The sequence below is a fragment of the Nitrospina watsonii genome, from assembly GCF_946900835.1.
GTDB classification, from domain to species: domain Bacteria; phylum Nitrospinota; class Nitrospinia; order Nitrospinales; family Nitrospinaceae; genus Nitrospina; species Nitrospina watsonii.
The window spans coordinates 2,011,946-2,033,135 of the sequence record NZ_OX336137.1 but is presented as its reverse complement, the minus strand read 5'-3'; the positions used below and the strand labels follow the sequence as shown (position 1 = coordinate 2,033,135).

General features: G+C 58.0%; 21 protein-coding genes. 4 read left to right on the top strand and 17 right to left on the bottom strand.

The window, feature by feature from the left end:
• Positions 1-30 precede the first annotated feature (30 nt).
• Positions 31-786 carry an ethylbenzene dehydrogenase-related protein gene (locus QML71_RS09390; RefSeq protein WP_282011663.1) on the top strand — a complete coding sequence of 252 codons (756 nt, stop codon included), beginning with the start codon at positions 31-33 and terminating at the stop codon, positions 784-786.
• 11 nt (positions 787-797) lie between these two features.
• Here the strand turns inward: QML71_RS09390 and QML71_RS09385 are convergent, their stop codons facing one another.
• The 10 genes from QML71_RS09385 to QML71_RS09340 form a co-directional block, all read right to left on the bottom strand.
• On the bottom strand, positions 798-1,733 hold the full coding sequence (locus QML71_RS09385) for a hypothetical protein (RefSeq protein ID WP_282011662.1): 936 nt from the start codon (positions 1,731-1,733) through the stop codon (positions 798-800).
• 188 nt (positions 1,734-1,921) lie between these two features.
• Positions 1,922-3,613 (bottom strand): dihydroxy-acid dehydratase, encoded by a 1,692-nt coding sequence (gene ilvD / locus QML71_RS09380; protein ID WP_282011661.1) that lies wholly within the window; start codon positions 3,611-3,613, stop codon positions 1,922-1,924.
• Positions 3,614-3,710: 97 nt separating this feature from the next.
• Entirely contained in the window at positions 3,711-5,351 is a 1,641-nt protein-coding gene (locus QML71_RS09375) for a B12-binding domain-containing radical SAM protein (RefSeq protein WP_282011660.1), read from the bottom strand.
• A 39-nt stretch (positions 5,352-5,390) separates the two neighbouring features.
• Positions 5,391-6,209: a bifunctional DNA-formamidopyrimidine glycosylase/DNA-(apurinic or apyrimidinic site) lyase gene (gene mutM / locus QML71_RS09370; RefSeq protein WP_282011659.1), complete on the bottom strand. Its 819-nt coding sequence runs from the start codon at positions 6,207-6,209 to the stop codon at positions 5,391-5,393.
• Between the two features lie 16 nt (positions 6,210-6,225).
• Positions 6,226-6,831: a nucleotide exchange factor GrpE gene (grpE, locus tag QML71_RS09365; RefSeq protein WP_282011658.1), complete on the bottom strand. Its 606-nt coding sequence runs from the start codon at positions 6,829-6,831 to the stop codon at positions 6,226-6,228.
• Between the two features lie 22 nt (positions 6,832-6,853).
• The gene (gene hrcA / locus QML71_RS09360) at positions 6,854-7,888 is read right to left on the bottom strand and encodes a heat-inducible transcriptional repressor HrcA (RefSeq protein ID WP_282011657.1); all 1,035 of its coding nucleotides are present in this window, start codon (positions 7,886-7,888) and stop codon (positions 6,854-6,856) included.
• Between the two features lie 156 nt (positions 7,889-8,044).
• A complete protein-coding gene (gene argB, locus QML71_RS09355) occupies positions 8,045-8,929 on the bottom strand; it encodes an acetylglutamate kinase (RefSeq protein WP_282011656.1) in 885 nt (294 codons plus the stop codon).
• Between the two features lie 10 nt (positions 8,930-8,939).
• Positions 8,940-10,301, bottom strand: a complete 1,362-nt coding sequence (gene hslU, locus QML71_RS09350) for an ATP-dependent protease ATPase subunit HslU (RefSeq protein WP_345742348.1) — start codon at positions 10,299-10,301, stop codon at positions 8,940-8,942.
• A 57-nt stretch (positions 10,302-10,358) separates the two neighbouring features.
• Positions 10,359-10,913: an ATP-dependent protease subunit HslV gene (gene hslV, locus QML71_RS09345; protein WP_282011654.1), complete on the bottom strand. Its 555-nt coding sequence runs from the start codon at positions 10,911-10,913 to the stop codon at positions 10,359-10,361.
• Positions 10,914-10,981: 68 nt separating this feature from the next.
• Positions 10,982-11,926: a tyrosine recombinase XerC gene (locus tag QML71_RS09340; protein WP_282011653.1), complete on the bottom strand. Its 945-nt coding sequence runs from the start codon at positions 11,924-11,926 to the stop codon at positions 10,982-10,984.
• Positions 11,927-12,128: 202 nt separating this feature from the next.
• On the opposite strand from QML71_RS09340, the gene QML71_RS09335 reads away from it, so the two are divergent.
• On the top strand, positions 12,129-12,677 hold the full coding sequence (locus QML71_RS09335) for a hypothetical protein (RefSeq protein WP_282011652.1): 549 nt from the start codon (positions 12,129-12,131) through the stop codon (positions 12,675-12,677).
• An 18-nt stretch (positions 12,678-12,695) separates the two neighbouring features.
• On the opposite strand, the gene QML71_RS09330 is transcribed toward QML71_RS09335, so the two are convergent.
• The 7 genes from QML71_RS09330 to QML71_RS09300 form a co-directional block, all read right to left on the bottom strand.
• Entirely contained in the window at positions 12,696-12,857 is a 162-nt protein-coding gene (locus tag QML71_RS09330) for a hypothetical protein (protein WP_282011651.1), read from the bottom strand.
• 71 nt (positions 12,858-12,928) lie between these two features.
• Positions 12,929-13,441: a hypothetical protein gene (locus tag QML71_RS09325; RefSeq protein WP_282011650.1), complete on the bottom strand. Its 513-nt coding sequence runs from the start codon at positions 13,439-13,441 to the stop codon at positions 12,929-12,931.
• Between the two features lie 228 nt (positions 13,442-13,669).
• Positions 13,670-14,014, bottom strand: a complete 345-nt coding sequence (locus QML71_RS09320) for a hypothetical protein (protein ID WP_282011649.1) — start codon at positions 14,012-14,014, stop codon at positions 13,670-13,672.
• A gap of 561 nt (positions 14,015-14,575) precedes the next feature.
• Positions 14,576-15,220, bottom strand: coding sequence for a vWA domain-containing protein (locus QML71_RS09315; RefSeq protein WP_282011648.1), 645 nt, complete (start codon positions 15,218-15,220; stop codon positions 14,576-14,578).
• Complete coding sequence (locus QML71_RS09310; RefSeq protein ID WP_282011647.1) at positions 15,217-16,725, bottom strand: hypothetical protein; 1,509 nt, start codon at positions 16,723-16,725, stop codon at positions 15,217-15,219. The genes QML71_RS09315 and QML71_RS09310 overlap by 4 nt, the downstream gene beginning before the upstream one ends.
• Before the next feature lie 407 nt (positions 16,726-17,132).
• The gene (locus QML71_RS09305) at positions 17,133-18,665 is read right to left on the bottom strand and encodes a YifB family Mg chelatase-like AAA ATPase (RefSeq protein ID WP_282011646.1); all 1,533 of its coding nucleotides are present in this window, start codon (positions 18,663-18,665) and stop codon (positions 17,133-17,135) included.
• Between the two features lie 276 nt (positions 18,666-18,941).
• The gene (locus QML71_RS09300) at positions 18,942-19,955 is read right to left on the bottom strand and encodes a Vgb family protein (RefSeq protein WP_282011645.1); all 1,014 of its coding nucleotides are present in this window, start codon (positions 19,953-19,955) and stop codon (positions 18,942-18,944) included.
• 442 nt (positions 19,956-20,397) lie between these two features.
• Between QML71_RS09300 and QML71_RS09295 the strand changes: the two genes are divergently transcribed.
• Both QML71_RS09295 and QML71_RS09290 read left to right on the top strand, forming a co-directional pair.
• The gene (locus QML71_RS09295; protein ID WP_282011644.1) at positions 20,398-20,571 is read left to right on the top strand and encodes a hypothetical protein; all 174 of its coding nucleotides are present in this window, start codon (positions 20,398-20,400) and stop codon (positions 20,569-20,571) included.
• Positions 20,572-20,594: 23 nt separating this feature from the next.
• Entirely contained in the window at positions 20,595-20,798 is a 204-nt protein-coding gene (locus QML71_RS09290) for a YgaP family membrane protein (RefSeq protein WP_282011643.1), read from the top strand.
• Positions 20,799-21,190: the final 392 nt, after the last annotated feature.

The following is a 21,190-nucleotide window of genomic DNA, read 5'->3' as shown; positions in this document are numbered from 1 at the left end:
CTGTTGCGGTCTATTGGGAATTGTCTGTTGATGTTACTGATGACAGGACTGTGGGGAGGGTGCAATCCGGTCGCGACCGACTTTGAAGCCTGCCTGCAGGAGGGTGTGTGCATTGAGAAGATCAAGGTGGTGCGTTATTCCGGCACCCTGCCGTTGTCGCCCGCGTCCAGTTTCTGGGCGGCGGAGCAGGGACCGGCGCGCACGGTGATCGAACTCGGGCCGCAGTTGATCACCAATCCCCAGTGGCCGAATCCTTCCATCAAGCAAGTCACGCTCAGCGTGGCGCGCACCGATACGGAATTCGCCGTGCGGCTGGAATGGGAGGATGCGACGCGCGACGACGGACTCGACGATTCCCGTTTGTACACGGACCAGGCCGCGGTCATGTTTCCGCTCCAGGCCGGTGCGATGCCGCCTCCCATCACCATGGGCAGCGAGCAGGAGATGGTGAACATCTGGCAATGGAAGGCCGCACGCCAGGTGGAATTCGATGCGTTGGTGAAAGCGTCTTCGGACCCGGCATCGATCAAGTCGCCGGTGGAGGACCTCAATGCGGAAGGATTCAGCACGCTGACCCGCCAGGCGCAGCAGGATGTAATGGGGCAGGGCATGCGGACGGAGACCGGATGGCAGGTGGTGTTCAAACGCGCGTTGACAACGGGCGATGAAATGGACCGCGCGCTGGATCAACCGACCGCCCTCGCCATTGCCATCTGGGATGGCGGCAACCGCGAGACCAACGGGCAGAAAGGCCTTGCGGGCTGGATCGTTCTCGAATTTGCCTGAAGCGCGCCCTCTCAGCCCTGTTGCGCGGTGAGGTTGCGGCGGAAGGTTTCGAACGTGCCTTCGAGATACGGCACCAGTTTGTCTTTCAATTCCTGCGGCACGAAATTGATCTTGTCCACCGGCCAATCCTCCACCTTGAAGATATCCAATCCCTCGCGCTTGTACGGCCCTTCCAGCGCTTCCTCGTAACCGTAGGCCAGCGCATTGGCGTACACGTTGTGGTACTGCTCTTGAATCTCTTCATCGCTGGTCATGCCACCCACCATTTTCTTGAACAACTCCTTGATGATGGGATCGGCGTGCTCGTCAAAATCCGGATTGAGCGCGGGCTTGAGTGTGAAGTAGGTGATGAGAATGTCCTGCAGCATGAACTTGATGTCCGTCGTGGTGACTTTTTTCGGACGGCGATCGATGTCCAGCAGTTCCCGCAACTGGCGCACGTTGCGGATCATGTCGTAGATGATGGACTCTGACCACGTCGCCCGATTGGGCACGAAGAAAACGCGCGCGAAATTAACGCGGCGGCTGCTGTCGTTCATTTGCAGGGCGGTGGTCGGGCGGTGCCGGTTGGAGTAGGGAATGATCTCTCCCCAATTCGGATGATCCAGTTTGATGCGCAGGTCGTCGAAACGTTCGCGCAGCGTTTCGCTGTACGACCGCATCATCATCTCGAAGGCATCGGGTTGGTCGAGCGGCGTGCCCTGCGGGAAGCTGACGATGGAATACAGGCGCTTCACATTGGTGCGCGACACCCCGGTGGGATCGGCCACGAGGTACGTGCCGCCCCACATCCCCGCCGTCAGTGGGATGTCCACCCCAAGCCGGGAGCTGATGTCTCCGCTCACTTCGTTTGCGACGTCCCGGAACAACTCGTTCAGGTAATACAAGTTGATGCGGGTGGCGCTCACCAAGAGTTTGTTGGGGGTTTCCGGTGCCATGATCTCCATCGGTCTTGCTCCTTTCAGCGTGAGGTTGAACCATCAGATTCAAACAGCTTGAATGGAGCAATGAATAGCACGAGCCGTTGGGAATGAATATCGAGCGATCCCCTACCCGATGTCCGGGAGAGGAGCGATTGATCCCCAACGGCTCATGGATTGGGACCTTTTGACAGAAGGTGTCGTCTTTATACCGATCAGTCGGTTACCGCACCTTTCGATGCCGAGGTTACCAGTTTGGCGTACTTGGCCAGAACGCCGGTCTGGTATTTGATCGGCGGCGCCTGCCATTGGGCGCGCCGGGCCTGCAATTCCGCATCGGTCACGTTGATCTGGATGAGATGCTTCCCGACATCGAGCGTGATCGAGTCGCCTTCCTGAACCAGCGCAATCGGCCCGCCTTCCTGCGCTTCGGGGGCCACATGTCCGACAACCAGTCCGAAAGTGCCGCCCGAAAACCGGCCATCGGTGATCAATCCGACCTTCTCCCCCAGCCCTTTTCCGACAATGGCTGAGGTGGGTGCCAGCATTTCTCGCATGCCGGGTCCGCCTTTTGGCCCCTCGTAGCGGATGATCACGATGTCACCTTCTTGAATTTTATTGTCGATGATGGCATCCAGACACTCTTCTTCCGAGTCGAACACGCGTGCCGGACCGGTGAGCACATCGATCTTGATTCCGGAAACCTTGGCAACGGAACCTTCGGGCGCCAGGTTGCCTTTCAGAATGACGAGATGCCCTTCCTTCGATTTCGGCTTGTCCAAAGGCAGGATGACTTCCTGATTGGCGCCGGGTTGATCGGGGATGTCCTTCAAATTTTCCGCCACCGTCTTGCCGGTGCAGGTCAAACAGTCGCCGTGCAGCAGTCCCGCATTCAACAGCATCTTCATGACCTGCGGGATGCCGCCCGCCTGATGCAGATCGACGGTGACGAATCGCCCCGACGGTTTGAGGTCGCAGAACAACGGCACGCGTTTGCGGATGGTTTCGAAATCGTCGATGCTCAGGTCGATTCCCGCACTGTGCGCGATGGCCAGCAAATGCAATACGGCGTTGGTCGAGCCGCCGACCGCCATGACCACGGTGATGGCGTTCTCCAGCGATTTGCGGGTGATGATGTCGCGCGGCAGGATGTTGTGCTTCACCATGTTCATCAGCACCAGGCTGCTTTCACGCGTGCTGTTTTCTTTTTCCTTGTCTTCGTTGGCCATGGTCGAGCTGTACGGCACGCTCATGCCCATCGCCTCGAACGCCGACGACATGGTATTGGCGGTGAACATGCCGCCGCACGATCCGTAACCGGGACACGCGTTTTTTTCGATGTCGGTCAACTGGTCCTTGTCGATGGCGCCGGCGCTGAATTTGCCGACGGCCTCGAACGCGCTGACGACGGTCAGATCCTGATCGCCCAGATGGCCGGGCTTGATGGTGCCGCCATACACGAACAGGCTCGGGATGTTGAGGCGCGCCATGGCGATCATCGCGCCGGGCATGTTCTTGTCGCAGCCGCCGATGGCAAGCACGCCGTCCATGGCGGCGCCACGGCAGACGGTCTCGATGGAGTCGGCGATGACTTCGCGGCTGACCAGCGAACACTTCATGCCTTCGGTGCCCATGCTGATGCCGTCGCTGATGGTGATGGTGCCGAACATCTGCGCCATGCCGCCGTTGTTGGAAATTTCCACGGAGGCGATGTCTGCCAGCTTGCCCAAACCTGCATTGCAGGGGGTGAGGTTGCTCTGCCCGTTGGCAATGCCCACGATCGGCTTCACGAAATCTTCGTCTTTGAAGCCCACGGCGCGCAGCATGGCGCGGTTGGGCGCACGGCGGTCGCCCTGGGTGATCGATCGGCTACGGGGATTGAGGGGGGGCTGGCTCTGGTCTGACATCGTCTTCTCCTTGTCTTGTCTCCAAGTTGTTTATGAAATTAGGGTAAGTTGCAATCATATAACGGGGAGCGGGAATTTTGAAATAAAAATGGCGGCGTCAGGAATCGACGCGGTGCACGGTGGGGCGGGTGAAATATCCGGCTGCGCCCTGACTGTGGGCCACGGCGTAATAGACGGGGCGTGAAGCCGGGGCCAGGCGGGCCTGCCAGCGGTCCACTTCGATTTCATGCTGGAAAGGAACGAGTGGGGTCTTGCGGTCGCCGGACCAGGTGCGGAGCTTCGTCGAGCCGTTTTCCGGCAGGGGTTTCCGCATGAATTCCGGCAGGTGAAAGATGCGCTGGTGGTACAGGTAATCGAGCTTGAGCAGGTCGAGCGTCACCGGATCGTCGAGCAAATCGAAACATTCGGCGAGCACGAGGTACTGCCGGTCGAGGGCGATGCCGCTGTGGAAGCCGGGCAGGGCGTCGAGGTGGCTCAGCAGCCGGTCGAACACTTCGATGGGCGCATGCCGTTCCAGCAGGTGATCGAGCGTGAAGCGGAAGCGCTGCGTGTTGTAAAACAGGTCGAAGGTTTCGGTGAAGCGTTTCAGGTAGCTGATCTGCTCGGCGGACACGAGCCGGTTGGCGATGATTTCATACGGCGGCGTCGAAAGATAGCGGTAGCCTTCCTTTTCGATCTGATCTTTCACCGGCGCGCCGGGCAGGAATTTCAGGAATCCGAGTTGCACCTCGTGCGGACGCAGCGCGAACACCTGCTCGAACGATTCCATCATCTGTTCGTAGGTTTCGCCCGGCAGGCCGAAGATGAGATCGCAGTGCACGTGCACGCGGTCCTGCTCGATCAGGCGGCGGATGGTGGCGAACAGTTTGTCGTTGTTCTGTTTGCGCTGGATGGTCTGCTGCACCGGATCGGTGGCGGTCTGGATGCCGATTTCGAACTGGAACATGCCGTGCGGCACGGTGTTGAGGAACGTCAGCATGTCGTCGTTGAGCAGGTCGCCGACCACTTCGAAATGAAACTCGACGTCGGGGAACCGTGTCAGCCAATGCATCAGGTCGCGCATGCGGCGCGGTTGCAGGTTGAAAGTACGATCGACGAACTTCACCTTGCCGACGCCCGCCTTCACGATGTCTTCGATCTGCCGCCGCACGGTGTCGTCGTCGAAGAAGCGTACGGTTTTGTCCAGCGCCGACAAACAAAACGAGCACAGGTACGGGCAGCCGCGTGAAGTTTCGACATAGGCGTAACGGTTTTTCAGATGCGGCCAGTCCTCTTCCGTATAGGGCACGTGCAAATCCGGCAGGTCGCCGCCATAAACCAGCCAGCGTTCCAAAACATCTGGAGGCGGCGGGTCGTTTTTCGTGGCGTAGCCCAGGTACTCGACAAAGCGGGCCTCGCCCTCGCCGGAGAGGATGGTGTAGTCGTCGCCGTGCGGCATCTCGAACGACACCTCCGGTCCGCCCAACACGATTTTCAAATCGGGATTCTGTTTCTTCAAATACTCGACCAGCTCGAAACTCTGCCGGCGGTTCCAGATATAGACGCCGATGCCGAGGATGTCGGGTTTGTGTTTCTGGATCGCGGCGGCGATTTTCCATACCGGGTGGTGGATGGTGAACTCCTCGATCCACACGTTTTCATAACCGGCACGACGGGCGGCGTTGCGCAAATAGCGCAGGCTGACCGCGGTGTGGATGAACTTCGCGTTGAGCGTGATGAGGCCGATGGAAGGTTGCATGGCCCCAAGGATAGCACCGATGCCGGGCCGGGTTAAGCGTTATCTCTTTTGGCAGACTTTGCAGAAAAAGGTCGAGCGGCCGGAGTGGACGGTGCGCACGATGGGGGCGCCGCAGCGCTTGCAGGGCTGGTTTTCGCGCCCGTACACGGCCAGATCGATGGCGAAGTAGCCGGGACTGCCGTCGCTGCTGAAAAAATCGCGCAAGGTCGTGCCGCCCGCGGCGATGCTGTTCTCCAGCGTGATCCGCAGGGTCGCCAGCAGTTTTTCCCATTGCGGCAAGGTGACTTTATTGGCGGGGCGGTTGGGATGGAGCGGTGTGGCGTGCAGGGCTTCGCAGGCGTAGATGTTGCCGACGCCGGCGAGGCGCGTGGCGTTCATGAGGAATCCTTTGATCGGTCCTTTGCAGGTGCGGGCGCGCGTTTTCAGGTCTTTCGCCGTCGTTCTGGGGTCCAGGGGATCGGGGCCCAAATGGTCGATCAGCGCATGCCCCTTGCCGTCGGGCACCCACAGGATGCAGCCGAAGCGGCGCGGATCGACGAAGTGGAGATAAATGTCCGGCGCGAAATGAAAGGCGGCGTGGTCGTGTTTGTGAATGGGTTTCAGTGACGGGCTCTGCTCGACGCGGCCGCTCATGCCGAGGTGCCACAGCATGGCGCCGTCTGCGAAATGCAGCAGCAGGTATTTGCCGACGCGGGTGATGTCGGTCAGCACCGCACCGGTGAGGTGGCGCGTCAGCAGTTCTGTCGGCATGGGAAAGCGCAGGTCCGGCCGGAAAAATTTCAACGCGGTCAGGCGTTTTCCGGGGATCAGCGGCAACAACGCCCGGCGCAGGGTTTCGACTTCCGGCAACTCGGGCATGGAAGGGGATCGGACCTCAGGCGGCGGGGTCGGCGGGCTTGTCGCCGCTCGGTTTTTTGGCGATGGCGACCTTGGCCGGCAGCACCATGCGTCCGTTCATCTTGTAGCCGCGCACGTATTCCTCGACGACGGTGTTTTCCGCGTGTTCGTGCGACTCGATCTGCGCCAGCACTTCGTGCACTTCGGGATCGAATTTTTCGCCGACAGCGATGATGGGTTCGACGTTTTCCTTGTCCAGCACGGCTTCAAACTGCTTGGCCGTCATGCGCACGCCTTCCTTCAGGCTTTCGACGTTGGTGTCGGGCGCCTTGAGAGCGCGGTCGAGGTTGTCGAAGACCGGAATGAGTGCTTTGATCAGCCGCTGATTGGCGAAGACGATGGCATCCTGCTTTTCCTTGTTGAGGCGGCGGCGCACGTTTTCCACGTCGGCGCGCAGGCGCAGCATTTCGTTGCGCATTTCCGCCACTTCGTCGTCTTTCTTTTTCAGGAGCGTTTCGATGTCGTCCTCGCTCACGACATCCGGCTCCTGTGCTTCCGCCAGCTCTTCCTCTTCGACGTTCTCATCGGCGGCGGATTTTTTTTCGTCTTCGGATTGTTCGTAGGTGTCGCTTTTTTTACTCATAACGCAGTCTGCACTCCTTCATTCATTGCTTGGAAAGGAACTCCGACACGTTGGTGGCGGTGGAGTTCACGATGCCGATCATTTTCTGATAATCCATGCGTTTGGGACCGAACACGGCCAGCGTGCCGAGTTTCTCGCCGCCCATCCGGTAATTTTGCGCGATCAGGCTGAAGCCTTCCATCTCCTGCTCGAGGTTTTCCTCGCCGATCAAAATGGTGAGGCCGTCTTCGATCATGCACTGGTCCAGCAGTTTGACGAGCTTGGCTTTTTCCTCGACGGTTTTCATCAATCGCTTCATTTTTTCGACGTTTTCCGAAAACTCCGGCTGGTCGAGCAGGTTGATGAGGCCGTCGATCAACAGTTCGGCGTTCTGTTCGTCGGGGAACATCTCCGACCACAATTGGCTCGCCTGCTTCATCAATTCATTGTAGCGTTCTTTTTCGTTTTTCTTGCGGTGCAGGAGTTCCTGGCGAATGGTTTTCAGTGAGCGGCCGCCGAACTCCCGGTTCAGGTAATTGGCCACCGAGTTGAGATGGTCCTGCGACATCGCTTCGCCGGTCTCGATGATTTTATTCTGCAACACGCCCATCTGCGATTCGAACACCGCCAGCAGTTTCCCCGACGTGAGGTGGATGAACTGGATGTTCTTGAGCGCAAGATCCCAAAAGCTGGGCACCATGACCAGTCCCGCCTGATGCGAACAGGTGGACAGAAACGAGCAGGCCGACTCCAGGATTTCATCCAGCGACCGGTTTTTGAGGTCGTGCGGAAACCCGGTCAGCGGCGCCGGGTTCTGGATCTGGATCTGCAACAGTTCGTTGACGAAAAACCGGTACCCCTGGTCGGTCGGCACACGGCCCGCCGAGGTGTGCGGCTGGTGCAGGTGGCCCATCTCTTCAAGGTCCGCCATCACGTTGCGCACGGTGGCCGGACTCAACCGTTGTTGCAGGTTGTGGGAAATGGTGCGCGATCCCACCGGCTCGGCGGTGGCGATGTAGTTGCTGACCGTTTCCATGAGGATGGTCCGCGATCTGTCGTCCAACGGGGTCGGGGGCATGGGTGCGATAAGGTCCTAAATTTTAATCGTCTAAACAATTAAAACTAGCAATGTCCCGGCGGCTTGTCAACCTTCCCGGCAGTGCTGAAAACAGCGAAACCGCTTGCGACACGGTAATTTACGGCGTTGGAGGCAGGGGGCGGGGGGAGCGGCGGGTCATTTCTCGACAATTTGGGTGCCGACGCCCTCTTTGGTGAAGATTTCGAGCAGCAGGGCGTGCTTGACCCGGCCGTCGATGATGTGGGTTTTGCGCACGCCCGCCTTGAGTGCGTCGAGGCAGCAATTGACCTTGGGCAGCATGCCGTCCTTGATGACCTTGTCGCGGATGAGGCTCTGCGCCTTGCGCCGGGTCAGGTGCGGGATGAGTTTGCCGTTCTTGCCCTTCACGCCTTCGGTGTCGGTCATCAGCAGCAGTTTTTCCGCCTGCAACGCGGCCGCGACTTTCGACGCCACAATGTCGGCGTTGATGTTCAGAGTTTCCCCTTGTTCGCCCTGGCCGATCGGCGCGATGACGGGGATGAATCCGGCTTCGTCGATTTTCTGCAGCACGCGCACATCGACCTTCGTGATCTCGCCGACGAGACCCAGGTCGATGATCTCCGACTGGTTGGTCTCCGCCGATTTCTTGACATGTTTGTAGCGCTTGGCGTGGATCAGGTTGCCGTCCTTGCCGGTGATGCCGACGGCGTCGCCGCCATGACTGTTGATGAGGGTGACGATATCCTGATTGACCTTGCCGCCCAGCACCATCTCGACCACATCGATCATTTCCTTGCTGGTGACGCGGTGGCCATCCACGAATTTGGACTCGATGCCGAACATCTCCAGCGTCTTGCCGATCTGCGGACCGCCGCCGTGCACGATGACGGGGTTGATGCCGATGTACTTCATCATCACCACATCGAGGGCGAAGGTGTCCTTCAACTCCTCGGACACCATGGCGTTGCCGCCGTACTTGATGACAAAGGTTTTGTCATAAAAATTCTTGATGTACGGGAGCGCCTCGACCAGCATCTCGGCTTTGTTGATCAATGTTTCCATGGTGGGTTCCTCACAGGATGTAGCGGCTCAGGTCCTGGTCCTCGATGATGTTGCCCAGCTTTTCTTTCACGCGGGAGCCTTCTATGCTGACCGATTGCGCCTCCATCGTCGAGGCGTCGAACAACAGGTCTTCCAGCAGTTTTTCCATCACTGTCTGCAAACGGCGCGCGCCGATGTTCTCCGTGCGTTCGTTGACCTGCGCCGCCATCGACGCGATGACATCGATCGCATCGTCAGTGAAAGTGAGGTCGATGCCCTCGGTCTGCAACAGCGCGGCGTACTGCTTGATCAGCGCGTTGCCCGGCTCGGTGAGAATGCGCACGAAATCGTTCTGCGTCAGCGACTCCAGTTCGACGCGGATGGGGAAGCGCCCCTGAAACTCCGGAATCAGGTCGGCCGGCTTCGATGAATGAAACGCCCCGGCCGAGATGAACAGGATGTGATCGGTTTTGACGATGCCGTACTTGGTGGAAATGGACGAACCTTCGACGATCGGCAACAGGTCGCGCTGCACGCCCTCGCGGGAGACGTCGGGTCCGCTGCCGGCCCCGGAACGCGCGGTGATCTTGTCGATCTCGTCGATGAAGACAATGCCGTTCTGCTGGGCGCGTTCCACCGCTTCCTGGTTGACCTTGTCCTGATCGACCAGCTTTTCCGCTTCCTCGTGCGTCAGGATCTTCAACGCATCCGGCACCTTCATTTTTTTGTTCGACGATTTTTTCGGCATCAGGTTGCTGAGCATATCCTTGATGTTGGAATCCATTTCTTCCATGCCCGGTGGCGACATGACGTCCATCATGTACGACGGCTTCGCCTGCACTTCGATCTCCACATCGCGGTCGTCGAACTTGCCCTCGTGCAGGTAGTTGCGAAACTTTTCGCGGGTCTGCTGGTATTGCTGTTTGCCGAGGTCGTCCAGTTCATATTCTTTCTGCCCGGGGTGCCGCTGGCTGGGATGGGGCGGCAGCAGGATGTCGAGCAGGCGTTCCTCCGCGGCCTGCTTCGCTTCCTTCTGCACGTCCTCTTCCTGTTCCAGGCGCACCATGCCGCGCGTCAGTTCGACCAGGTCGCGGATCATCGACTCCACATCGCGGCCCACGTAACCGACTTCGGTGTACTTCGACGCTTCAACTTTAATGAAGGGCGATTTCGACAGCTTGGCCAGCCGTCGCGCGATTTCCGTTTTGCCGACGCCGGTGGGCCCGATCATCAGAATGTTTTTCGGCGCGACCTCTTCGCGCAGGTCCGGGTCCAGTTGCTGCCGCCGCCAGCGGTTGCGCAGTGCCACGGCGACGGCGCGCTTGGCTTTTTCCTGGCCGACGATGAAGCGGTTCAGCTCGTGGACGATGGCCTTGGGCGTCAACGACGCCATGAAGGCTTCGCGTTCCTTTGCGGTTTTCGGGGTCTGGGTCATGATGTCAGCCATCGTTCACAACTCCTCGATGGTGAGGTGGTTGTTGGTATAAATGCAGACGTCCTGCGCGATCTTCATGGCGGCCTCGACGATCTCCCGCGCGTTGAGTGTGGAATGCAGCGCCAGCGCTTTCGCCGCCGACTGGGCGAACATGCCGCCGGAACCGATGGCGATGATGCCGTCGTCCGGCTCGATCACATCCCCGGTGCCCGATATGAGAAAGCTGTTGTCCTTGTCTGCGACCAGCAGCATCGCTTCCAGCCGCCGGAGCAGTTTGTCGGTGCGCCAGTCCTTGGCCAGTTCGACCGCCGAGCGCGACAGGTTGCCGTTGTACTTTTCGAGTTTTTCCTCGAAGCGGGCGAACAGGGCGAAGGCATCGGCGGTGCCGCCCGCGAATCCGGCGATGATCTGGTTGTTGTACATGCGGCGGACCTTGTGCGCCGAATGTTTCATCACCGTTGGGCCCAGCGTGACCTGGCCGTCGCCGCCCATGGCCACTTTGTTCAGGTGGCGGACGGATAAAATAGTCGTCCCGTGCGGGGTGTACGCGTCCGTTGTGTATGGATTCATGATGGGGTCAATGCAGATCAGGTTGGCAAATCGATTCCGGCTGGTTCAGAAACCGTCCTGCTTTTTTATCATGGTTTGGACGAATTGGCACCTGATTGTTGGGCGCGGGGATGGGATTTGTCGTAGGTTTCCATCAAGCGGTCGATCGTCAGGTGCGTGTACTTCTGTGTGGTGGACAGGCTGGCGTGGCCCAGCATTTCCTGAATGGAACGGAGATCCGCCCCGCTTTCCAGCAGGTGCGTGGCGAAGGAATGGCGGATGGAATGCGGCGACAGCCCGCGGCTGAAGGCCGGACCCAGGTAACGGTCGAGGATTTTGCGCACGCCGCGCACGGTGACGGCGCCTCCGCGTGTGTTGAGGAAGAGTTGCGCGGGCGGCGTCTCCGGTTTTTTCTTTTCGAGAAGGGTGTGCCGTTCTTTCAGGTAGGCGCGGACGGCGTCCACCGCCTTGCGGCCCAACGGCAGAATGCGTTCCTTTTTTCCTTTGCCGAGCACGTTGACGCGGCGTTCATCGAGGTGGATGGAGTCGAGAGTGAGACCGGTCAACTCGCTGATGCGCATGCCGGTGCTGTAAAACAATTCCAGCATGGCACGGTCGCGCACGCCGAGGAATCCTTCGTTGTCCGGCAAATCGAGCAGGCGGAACATCTCGTCCACGCTGAGGTAGGCGGGGAGTGCGTTTTTTTTTCGCGGTGCCGGGATGGTTTTTACGATGTTGGTTTTGATATGATTCTCCCGGCACAGAAACTGAAAGAAGCTGCTGAGTGCGGACAACTTGCGGTTCATGGTGGTGCCGGTCGAGGACTGCTGGTACAGATAAGCCAGATAGGAACGCACCGCCAGCCGATCGACCTGATGGATATCCACTTCGCCCTCGGGGGTGCAGGCATGCCCGCTTTGGCGCAGGAATGCGCAAAACTGGTTGAGGTCCTTCAGATAGCCGGTCACCGTGTGCGGCGATGCGTTTTTCTCGGCCACCAGGTGGATATGGAATGTTTCGATCAGGTTATTCACGAGCCAGCCCTTATTTTTCAATACTATATACTGTATCCCCGAAGCCGGGGGAAGTCAAGGTAGCGGCCGTCAGATCGTTCGGGGAGATGCTATGTGGGTGTGGTTGCGCGGCACGGCGCAGGAATTTTTTAAAATCCTTCAGAACAAAACTCATCTAATATGTAAGTCGGAATCCAACCATGAAAAGGCGATCGGTATGCTTATGAGTCCAGAAGAAGAACAGAAAGCCCGTGAGAACCTGCGCATCCTGTCCGAGTTGCGCGAAAAAACGGAATTGCTTTCCGAACACGTGGAAAACCGCAAGCAGGGCCTGGAGGAAGAAATTGAAGAAAGTTTGCACGAGGCCATTCGCAACGCGCGCGACAGCCTGGAAAAAATCTCCGAAAACATCGAGCCCAAGCTGCAGAACACCATTCAGGAACGATTGGATGTATTGCGCCAGCAGATGGACGACTGGAAGTACGATGCGCGCGAGATGGTGAAGGAAGAGATCGAGAAAAAATCCGGCGCGATGAATCAGAAACTGCTGGACGCGCTGGACGCCCGCCTGCAACAGAAGGTCGATGCCACACTCGACGCGGTGAAGACGGCGGCTCAGGACGAGATGAAAACCGAACTGGTGGCGCAGATCGACACGGTTCGCAAGGAGACGGAGGCGAAGTTGGCAAGCCTGAAAACGTGGGCGCTTGCGGGAGCCGGTCTTTCGGCGGTGGCGTTACTGGCTGCGGCGATGGTGTGGTTTGTGCGGTGAGAACCGTCCGTGAAGGACTCAGGTGATCAGCCAGAACAACAGGAACAGGGCCACGGAGGCCAGAATCACCTGCAATGTGAAGCTGAAGCCGGGACCGGTGAACAGGATCCCCACTGTCATGGCGCACAAAATCACGAACGCCAAAGCCAATCGGGTCTTTTCGGATAGCTTTTGTTTCATGAAAACGGATTGTAACGGAGTGAAACCGGGAAGGAAAGAAAAACGGGACGAAGGGACTCGCGTTTGTTTCCTCAGTAAAACAGTTTTTTGATTTCTTCTGCAAGAAAGATGTCATCGACTTCGGACATCACGGCCTTGAACTCCATCGGCTCGTCGTCTTCTTTCAGCAGAACGCCAAACTCGGACTCGTTGCCGCCGAACCGCGGGTAAGACTCCAGGTATTCGCGGATGTCATCCACTTCGAAGGCTTCTTTGATTTCCTCTATGAAGTCACTGCGCAACTGGCCCAGGTCCTCGATTTTTTCCAGAGCCTTCTGGTAATTGTTCTGGATGGCGAGCAGATAGCCCTGCTGGATTTCGGCATTGTCCGAGGGCAGGGATATTTCTTCGACGTCGCCTTCTCCGCTGTCCTCGGTGTTGTACAGGAACTGAACTTTTGCTTCAGCCTGTTTGAGGGCCATGACCAGCGGATAAAACTTCTCGCCGATCAAATAGGACAGCCCGTCGTACGCGCCCAGTTCTTCCGCCATGTCCACCGCGGTGCGGCAGTAATCTCGAATCAGATGATAGTCCAGCGATTCCATCGCGTATCCTCCGCAAGGGCGGGATTAAAGCTCTTATCTATATTTTCGACAATCTTGCCGGAAAACTCAACTATTATTGTTGCCGAGCGGAAGCTTTGGTTGCCGGTTCCGGATCCCGGAACGAGGCCGTTTGCCGGGCTTCCCCGCCCTGCACCGGAAAACGGTTCCAAAAAAAAACGCCCCCGGCGGGCACCGGGAGCGTTCCAGTCAGCGGTTTTCCTACGGTTTTCAGAACTTGGTGTTGCACTGTTTTTCCAGGTCGGCGTCAACAATCAGGCCGCATTGGGTGCGCTCTTTATTGACCACGGCGTAGCAATAAGTCTGTTTGTCGCGGCTTTTGATCAACGAGCAGTAATAGGAACTGTGGTTTTTATTTTTGTAGCGGTTCTCTTTTTCTTCGGCGGTGAGTTTTTTCTCGATTTCAAAGGCCCGGCACAGATTTTTCTCATCCATGTCATTGACGGCCGCGCAGGGGTCGGCATCGGCTTTGGGGGCGGCGAACCCCACTCCCGGAATGGCCAGCGTGATGGCTCCAACCATCATCCACAGGCAGAATTTTGGCAAATTTCTCATCGTCGTCTCCTCGTCTATTTGAAACCACAAAGATGAAAGCTTCTGATCCATTACGGTTCAGTTGAATGCCATGAATGAGGCGGCGCTTCGTATCGACGGGCGATGACCGTCGTCCCGGATAAACCGTTGGAACCCGAAAACGCGTGGCAGCGACTCAGACAAAAACCTACCACGGTTAAGTCCTATATGCAATATCCGGAGGAGGTGCAGGCGTCCTTCCTGTTTGACCGGGTTGGCGGTTGCCGCGCGCGGGGCGGCGTTCAGTTTGTCGATCGGGACGGCGGCCGCCCTCCCGGCGTGGTTTGCGGTGCCGGCGTTTCGACCGGGGCGGTGACAGGCGCTTTTTCTTTAACAGGCGGTGGGGTTTGTTGTTGTTCGACCGGTTGATCCTCGACAAAGACTTCGTTATGTAATGGGTACGGGTTCCACTTTTCGAGTGGTGAAGGTGAGGCGGTGATGGCAAGGGCGACGTGCCCGCACCTCGCCTCCCGCCGTCGCCCGGGAAGGGTGCGACGGCGGGAAGCCGGAAGCGGGTTGCCTGACCGATGAAAACAAAAACCGTCAGCTGAGGACCAATGCGTCCTCGCGGTCGAGGTCATTGATGACCTGCCACTGGCCGCCGCCGGTCTCCACCTTCTGTTTCCAGACCTTCAACCGGTCCACGTACTCTTCCGGATTCACGTTGTCGGCGCGCAGCTTGGTCACGTTCAACGCGCGCACGTGGAATCCGTCGAGGGTGAAGTTCAGATTGCGGTTGTAGCCTTCGGGAAGCTCCTCTTTGAGGTCCGAATAGATGAGGATGTGCTTGTCCGACGCCTGCACTTCGTTGAGATACTCGATGGCCTGAAACAGGCCACCGGTGATGTCCGTGTACTGACTGCCCTTCACCTGGTCCACGAAGTCGTTGATGATCTCAGCGAACTTGCGTTTCTGCGCGTTGGCCACCGAGGGACGCGAGTCGAACGTCACCTTGGCGACGATGTCCTTCTCGCTGAAACTGGCGCTGTCGATGCGGGCCACGGCGATGGTGTCGCCCGGACCCAGCGTGCCCAGCAGGAAGTTGATGATCTGCTGGGCTTTCTTCAACTCCTTGGTGTAGGTGCCGGACGTGTCCAGCAGCAGATATACGCCACGGCTGTTCGAAGCATGCTCCGCGCAACCGTAGAAAAACAGGATGCACAACAGAATTGAAATCATTCGTTTCATTTTGCCACCTGTTCGATATGGGTTTCAGAATCCATCAGTATCTTCGCGGCAGGCGGGTTGTCACTTCCCACTTCGCCGGAGGCTTTGTGACGGGTTTTCACCATCTGTTCCAGCCACAGGGGCAGAAAGATGATGATGTCGTAAACGTGGGTCACCATCAGACCCAGGTTTTTGAAGCCGCTGCCAAGAATGCGGAACAGCACGGCCAGACTGCGGATGGCCAGCGCCAGCAGATCGCCGAACACGCTGCGGCAGGAATGCATGAGCGTTTCCAGCGGAATGGCGACGAAGGTCAGGGCGAAGGGCAGGATGAAGCCCAACACCATCTGGCCGAGCATCGGAATCCACGAATTGACGCCGCTCACCGGCACCGCTTCCAGCTCACCGCCGCCCGCCGTCAGCGAATGACGCAGCGCACTCAGGTCCATGGCGATCTGGTCGCGCATGAACGCCAGCGCGGCCTCCACACAGGCCAGCGTGAACAGAATGCCGAAGGTCACCCAGATCATGCGGATGCGCAACCGGTCGTCCATGGTGCCGATCACCGGGAACAGCCGTGTGAAGCGCAACGCTTCCATCAGAAACAGACCCATCGACATCTCGACGAAGATGATGACCAGCGCCGCGATGTCCGACACCTTCATGCCGCCGATCTGTGCCGTGGAGCCGACCATCTCGGACATGGGCAGGGCGATGAGGTTGAAGTTGATGATGGCGCCGCCGGTGGCGATGAGCACGACGAGTAACGATACAGCAAACTGCACCGCCGCCGAGGCGCGCAAAGTCCGTTCCGCCTTGTCGGTCTTGTTGATGATCTCGATGTAGCGGTCCATGTGCTGGTCGATGTCGCGGGCGCGGTCGAGCAGGCCGCGCAGGGTTTTACCGACTTCATCCACGGAGTTGACGAGCTTCCGCCAGTAGGGACGCAGGGTCTGCAACAGCGCGTGACGCTTGGCCACGCTGTCGCGGTATTCACGCACCACTTCGCGGTGATGCTTCTCCGACGCTTCATGGATGCTCTTCAGGATGTTGGCGGTCAGCGGATTGTTCTTGTGATCGACCTTCAACTTCGCCACCACCTCGACGGCCTCGATCCATTCCGGCGTTGGCGGCACTTCCTGCCCGCACTGCTTGTAGTCCTCCTCGATCTGCGTGATCTGGTCGGCGATGACCTTTTGCAGTTCAGGATAGCGGGCGAGGTCGCGCTCCACCACCGAGTTCACGCGGAAGAACTCGCGTTCGATCTTGCGCTCCATGTGGTCCTGTCCCAATTCCAGCAGGACTTCCTTGTTGCGGTCGCACAGGCGTTTTTCGGCGGTGAACAGCGCGCGGGACGCCAGGCGGAAGCCGGAATACACCGTCGCCACCAGGCGCTGGAGTCCGGCGTGCACCGGCTTGCGACTCATGTACAGGGCCATCATGGCAATGAGTATCAGCATCGCGGACCATCCGGGCTGGTTGGCCAGCATGGCCCATAACGTGTTTTGGTTTTCGGGCTGGTTCATGGTTTCCTCTCAGGTCATGGTTTGTGAAAAACCAATCCATGGAAAACGAGTTCCCTTTCCATTCGGTTTCTTGTTGTCTAATGTCGCAATACGCGTACCAAACCGAGTGAAAATGTAAATCTTTTGGAAAGGGATTGGTTTTCGCCGGGCTGGAGGGATTGTGATTCTAAGAATCAACGGGCGCGTGGGGGAGGGCGTCAAAAACGGTAACAAAAATGGTCACAGGAGTTATGATTTTCTGCCCAATGTTCAGAAAATCAGACTTATTTCCGAAACGCCCGGATTTTGACGGGGAAAGAGGGCATGTTGGATTTTTGGCGGATGGAGTGGGCGAAAAACTGAAACCGATTCGTGCGGGCAAAAGAAATTTTTGCAGGAATATGCGGTGCGTTGATTTCCCAATTGCGCTACTGCCAATTCTCTTTATCTAATGTTCGGTACTGGATGGCTTCGGCGATGTGTTCGGCGGCGACGGTGTCATCGCCGGCCAGGTCGGCAATGGTGCGCGCGACTTTTAAAATGCGATCATGCGCGCGGGCGCTCATGCCCATCTTGTCGATGGCCGTGGCCATGATCTTCTGCGACGCGGCGTCCAGCGGGCAGTGCGTTTTGATCTGTTTCGAACTCATCGACGCGTTGGCAAAAATTTTCGACCCGGCAAAGCGTTGCAACTGCCGCACACGTGCCTGCTGCACGCGCTCGCGCAGCACCGCCGACGGCTCGCCGACGGTGTTCGACGCCAGATCCTTGTACTCGACGGCGGGCACCTGGATGTGGATGTCGATGCGGTCCATCATCGGCCCGGAAATGCGCGACACGTATTTCTTGATCTGTGGCGGCGTGCACTGGCACTCGCGTTTGGGATCGGTGCGGTAACCGCAGGGGCAAGGATTCATCGCCGCCACCAGCATGAAGCCGGTGGGAAACGTCAGCGACCCCGACGCGCGCGAGATGCACACCTGCCGGTCCTCCATCGGCTGCCGCAACACCTCCAGCGCGTTGCGTTTGAATTCCGGAAGTTCATCGAGAAACAGCACCCCGTTGTGCGCCAGCGAGACCTCGCCTGGCATCGGCATCTTGCCGCCGCCGATCAGCCCCGCATCCGAAATGGTGTGGTGCGGCGAGCGGAACGGGCGCGTCGCCAGCAATCCCTTGCCGTTGTTGATCAACCCCAGCACGCTGTGGATTTTTGTGGTCTCGATGGCTTCGTCGAGCGTGAGCGGCGGCAGGATGGTGGGCAGGCGTTTGGCCAGCATGGATTTGCCCGACCCCGGCGGCCCGATGAGGATGATGTTGTGCCCGCCCGCGGCGGCGATCTCCAACGCGCGCTTCACGTGGTACTGGCCCTTGACGTCGGTGAAATCGAGGTCGTACGCCGAATGTTCGCGATACTCGCTTTCCGGGTCTTTCGTCACGGCTTCCAGTTCCAGCTCGCCGTTCAGAAACGCCAGCGCTTCCGGCAGCGTCTCCAGCGGAAACACCTTGAGGCCGGTGATGACCGCCGCCTCGGCGGCATTCGCTTTCGGCAGCAGGATGCCTTCCACGCCCGCCTTCTTCGCCTGCGCCGCAATCGACAGCGTGCCCTTGATCGGTTTGACCCGCCCGTCGAGAGAGAGTTCGCCCAGGATCAGGTAGCGGTGCAGGTTTTCGGGTTTGACGATGCCGTCGGCGGCGAGGATGCCCAGCGCGATGGGCAGGTCGAAGCCGGAGCCTTCTTTTTTGATGTCGGCGGGCGCGAGGTTGACGGTGATGCGCCGGACCGGAAATTCCAACTGCGTGTTGCGGATGGCGGCGGCGACGCGATCCGAGCTCTCCTTCACCGCCGCGTCCGGCAGGCCGACGATGGACATCCCCGGCAGTCCGGGTGACAGGTGCACCTCGACCTCGACGACGTAGCCGTCGATGCCCAGCACCGCGCCGCTCTGCACCCGGGAGATCATGCCGCGCCCCTTATAAGAGGAGGAAGTGGTCGAATGAATCGGTATGTCAATTTAATGCAAAAGCGCGCGCGATGGAACCAAAAAGCGGTCTGCCGTGGAAACGCGGGATGGCTGATTAGCTGGAAATGAGCCGCGAGCGCGGTGATGGCGTTGGGGGATTGCCGAAGTTGATTATTACCGGGTGCTTGGGAAATTCCTCCGAGTGCCTGGCCAATTCCTCATTTCTTCCCCTCCTTACCAAGGAGGGGATTGAGGGGAGGTTTTGGAGCGTTTTCCTTATTCCTGTTTTCCAATACGGGCGCGTCCTATAAAATTCGTGTCCTCTCCGAACCAGATGGTTTTTTCATTGGCATCGAACATCATGTGACGCACCGATCCGCCGCCCTCCGGGATCTCCGTGATGTGGACGAATTGCTTTGTGGACGTATTGAATCCCACCAGCCGGTTTGGCATGTTGCCGGTTTCGACCACCCATACCCGGTCTTCATGGTCCACGGTCATGGCATAGGGTCCTGAATCGTCGCCACCGGGCAGGGGCCATTCCCTGAATTCCCCGTTTTTGGGATCAAATCGTCCCAGCATTCCCTGGGCGTAATCTCCATACCAGACCACCCCGTCTGATGTGATTGCAAGCCGTCTGGGGCGCGCGTCCTTGCGGGGCAGTTCGTATTCTTTCAGTTCCATCGTTTCCGGGTCCACGCTGACGATTTTATTGCTCCCGAACAGCGCAACCCAGGGCCGGTTGTGGGAATCCATCCAAATCCCGTAAGGGAGGGCATTCCGGGTAGGAACCTTTATAAGGCGGACCTCGCCCGATTGAGTGAACAGCTTGCCGATGAAGTTGCTTCTCTGGACGGTGAACCAGATATCGCCTGCGCGATCGAATACCAGCGTGTGTGGATCCCGCGCCTCCTTGTGCGGCATTTCGAATTGGGTGATCCCGCCGGTATCCGGATCCAGCTTGCCAATATACGCGTTGCGGTTTCCAGCAAACCAGACGAATCCAGCCGCATCCACAATGAGATTGTGTGGCCCTGCGCCAGGCCCCAAATCGAACTTTTTGAATGTTCCGGAAGCGGGTTCCAGGTAGGCGATGTAGCCGCCTTTTTGTCCGCAGAACCAGACACGGCCTTTCGGATCGACAAAAGGGTCTCGCGGCCGGGAATTGTCCCAGGGCACTTCCCACTCTTCAATTGAAACCGTTTGCGCCTGCGCGATGCCACCGGCCGGCACGAACCCGGCCAGCAGGGCAAAGATGGAAAGGATTGCGATGCGCTTCAGTCGATTCATGATGATTCCGCTTGTAGAAGGTTGATTAAAAAAAGTCATCCTCACACGAATAAAACCTTTCTAACAATGCAGCCATCGATGCCCCGCGCCGCGCCGCCCTGCACCCGGGAGATCATGCGGTGCCCCTCGTCCGTGTTTAAAATGGTAGAATAATCCGCATGTCAATTGAATGCAAACGCGCGCGATGGAACCAGTAAGCGGCCTGCGGCCGTGTCCGCCAAAATGATTGGTTATTTTCCTCTCCTTCTTAAGGAGGGTTTTACAGAAATAATTAGAGGCCAGAGGAAACCACCCTCACCCCAGCCCGTCACTCCATGAGTGCTCCCGTCAAGGGAAGGGGGAATTAGATGTTCCTTCTCCCTTGGCGGGAGAAGGTTAGGATGAGGGGGATCCATGACCATTTCATTTTTTTGAAATCATTGCAGGCTCAGACGGTATAGCCATGGCGAAGCGGAAAAAAGCGAAGTCGAAAAAGAAAAACCCGGACGTGCCGCGGCAGGGTAAGGATAAGGATGCGGCGGAGCCGAAATCAAAACGTCCGCAGTCCGCGTCTCCGCGCGCGAAAGAAAAAGCGGACGAGCTGGCGCGCATCTGGGATGAAGACTTGTGTGAATGATTTTTTTTATGGAGGGCATTGCCATGAATACGAAACGCAAACTGCATGACGGGATCGTCGGCGCGGTGCTGACGGCGGGATCGGCCCTGGCGTACTGGGTGGATCCGTTGTGGGTTCTGGTGCCAGGTGTATTGGGGGTGGTGCTGTTGCAAAGCGGGATCACCGGGTTCTGCCCGCTCTATTTCATCCTCGACAAAACGTGCCGGGAAGAACCCAGGACGGTTTAAAGGAATTGAATGGTTTTCTATCACCGCCTTTTGCAGGGAAAGGGGGTGATCCGTACTCCCCTTTCCCGAAGGGTCGGGCAAAGAGGAAACAAAATGAACCCTTCCTTACCAAGGGGACCTTTGCACAAGTGGGGTAAAAACAAAACATAGATTCTTCGCTGACACTCAGAATGACAATTCAGATTTCAGCGTGTCATTCTGAGGAGCCTGAGGCGACGAAGAATCTATGTGTTCGCCCATTAAAAACAGTTATGCAAAGCTGCCCTTACCAAAGGGCACTCATTGAGTGACGAGCAGGGTGAGGTTGCTTTTTGTTTTGTTGGTTTCATAAAAGGAACAAGGCTTGATTACCTCCCCTTAGTCCCCTCCTTGGAAAGGAGGGGAGATTATAA